The organism is Arthrobacter sp. M2012083, from assembly GCF_000281065.1.
Lineage (GTDB): Bacteria > Actinomycetota > Actinomycetes > Actinomycetales > Micrococcaceae > Arthrobacter.
Window position 1 is genome coordinate 1 of record NZ_AKKK01000060.1, and the last position, 2,464, is coordinate 2,464.

The 2,464-nt window shown below is 59.5% G+C and carries 3 protein-coding genes; 1 reads left to right on the top strand and 2 read right to left on the bottom strand.

Annotated elements, in window-relative coordinates; translation table 11 throughout:
• Positions 1–373: 373 nt before the first annotated feature.
• Positions 374–736: a mycothiol transferase gene (locus A477_RS23375; protein WP_237715846.1), complete on the top strand. Its 363-nt coding sequence runs from the start codon at positions 374–376 to the stop codon at positions 734–736.
• Here the strand turns inward: A477_RS23375 and A477_RS0119495 are convergent.
• Both A477_RS0119495 and A477_RS0119500 read right to left on the bottom strand, forming a co-directional pair.
• Positions 618–1,121 (bottom strand): GNAT family N-acetyltransferase, encoded by a 504-nt coding sequence (locus A477_RS0119495; protein ID WP_017200550.1) that lies wholly within the window; start codon positions 1,119–1,121, stop codon positions 618–620. The genes A477_RS23375 and A477_RS0119495 overlap by 119 nt on opposite strands.
• 595 nt (positions 1,122–1,716) lie before the next feature.
• Positions 1,717–2,301 (bottom strand): HhH-GPD-type base excision DNA repair protein, encoded by a 585-nt coding sequence (locus A477_RS0119500; RefSeq protein WP_017200551.1) that lies wholly within the window; start codon positions 2,299–2,301, stop codon positions 1,717–1,719.
• Positions 2,302–2,464 lie beyond the last annotated feature (163 nt).

The window sequence follows — 2,464 nt, forward strand, 5'->3', positions numbered from 1 at the left end:
GGTGTGGGAGAGTAGGACACCGCCGGACAACCATTAGGTAGAGACCCCCCAACCCACCACGGGTCGGGGGGTCTCCCGCATTTAACCACCACCCCAAACAGAAGCCTCCACCACCCAAGGAGGCTTCACCCCTTTAACCACCTATTTACCCGGCGCCATCAAACGTGAGCAACTACATGGCCAGCGAACGTGTGTCACGGGCAACGGGCCGCTCGAACCTCACCCTGCTGGTTGAAAGGGAGATGATCAGCATCTCCGATCAATCGGGACACGCTTCGATCGTCCCGTAAGGGGAGCGGCTTACGGGGCAGCTCAATCCCTGTGTCTGATAACGCAAGTGCCTGAAATCGCTAGCGATACGGGACACGGTAGCGTGTGGCGTTCAGTTCATGCCATCGATAAAAGTGGCAGAGAGGCGCAGCTTCGTGAGTATCTGAACGATGCCCGCGAAGCAATCTTGTGGAAATGTGAGGGCTTGAGTGATGCCCAGGCGCGTACCCCCCTGACTCCGACAGGCACCCATGTGATGGGCCTCCTGCTACACCTGGCCGTCACCGAATCCCAGTACTTCGGACAGCGTCGGTCATTCTGGGCCATTCGGCCGGCCTCGGGCGTGTCTACAGTTGCATGCTCAGGACTGTTCGGACGGGGATGTTCCCGCCTCGATCATCATCGACGCGGTGCATTCCAATTTTCTCAGCGACACGCTCTGAAGCTCGGTTATCCGGATGGATAATAGCTATCAATTCCGTGGCTTCGAGATGGTCTCGAGCGTAGTCGCGACAAGCCGCTGCTGCTTCTGTCGCATACCCCTGGCCGTGTAGGTCAGAGCGCACGTGATACCCGACCTCAAGCTTTTGCGTGCCGTTCACGAGCTGCCAGGTGAGGCCACAGTCGCCTATGAACTCTCCGTCGTGCGTTTCGATGATCCATAGGCCGTACCCGTGCGTCGCATAGTTCTCCTCGTTCCAAAGTATCCAACTTGCTGCTTCCTCCCGAGACTTGGGTGCAGGGTAGAAGCGCATCACGTCAGGATTTCCGAGCAAGGCGGTCATGTTGTCGAGGTCAGTATCCGTCATCTCACGGAACTGCAATCGATCTGTCGGTTGTGGCGTTGGCATCCAATGACTCTATTTCCATTGCATGGCTAAGCCCGCAGGCGGATCCCTCACAGAACGTGAACTGGAGGGTGACCTCAGGCATTCAATAACGACTCGTCGAAACAGGCATCGTCGTAAGACCAGCGCCCTTCACGAACCGCTCAGCCGCGTAGGTTCGTGCACGGAGGCTGCTGGAGTCCCGCCTGCGACCGCTTAGCCATCTGCGGCCGATTGGTAGAACGCATCGTTGACTACGCGGTCACGAGGTACATCGCGAGGAAGACCGTGCCTGCAATGGCCACGACGCCTGCTTTGGCCTATGTGCGGAAAGCACCGGAGGGAATTGACAACATCACCGTAAGAGCGCCCGTAAGCCGGTCCTCCACCGGACGCTCTTCGCTCCTGACGAACTCCGATCCGAGTTCTCGTGGCTCTGCGACATCCGGATTCCTGTAACACTCGCAAACTGCCCGGTGAAGGTGCCCTTAACGTCAACCGCCCTGTCAATTTCAAAGGCTTTAGTGCCCTCCGGATCCAGTCCCAAGTGGGGAGCAGCTGTTTCCGGGAGCTCCGAGGGAGAGGCTCGGCCGAGACTTCCGTGAAAACCGTGGGTGGTTTACGCCTTCGCTGCTTTCGCGGCTGCCTTGGCCGCTTGCTTGCTGGCACGCACCTTGACCAGGGAGTCCGGGTCCACAATGTCGGCGACCGATAGGTAAGAGCCTTCCTCACCATAATGGCCGGCGGCTTCCCGCCATCCGTCCGCCTGCAGATCGCATTGTTTGCCCAGCAAGGCCAGGAAGATCTTTGCTTTCTGTTCGCCAAAGCCGGGCAAGGCCTTGAGCCGACGAAGTACTTCAAGGCCATCGGGGTTCCCGCTGGTCCAAATGGCGGCGGCGTCCCCCTTCCAATCACGATGCACTGTCTCTGCAAGAGCCTGGACCCTTGCGGCCATGGAGCCAGGGAACCTATGGACGGCAGGCCGTTCCTTGAAGACTTCCACGAAGCCGGCGGGGTCGTACTCCGCGATGGTAGCGGGTTCAAGGGAACCCAGACGGGTGCGGATTTTCTCAGGCCCGGCAAAAGCCGACTCCATGGTTACTTGTTGATCCAGCAACATACCGGTCAGCAACGCAAAGGCGTCGTCACTGAGCAGTTGGTCCGCGGCGGCATCTCCTGTGATGTGCAGTTCCATGCGTCCCATCCTCCCACCAGACAGTAGGTTCGTCATCGGTGGTCCACCCGGCGCTGTTTCGCCCGCCACTGCCAGTGCCTCGCCTCACCGCTAGGGGGCTGTGTTCGACGGCGGTGGGGTGGGGTTTTGGGGGTGTGTGGGGTTGGGTTGGGGGTGGATTTGCGTTGGGGGT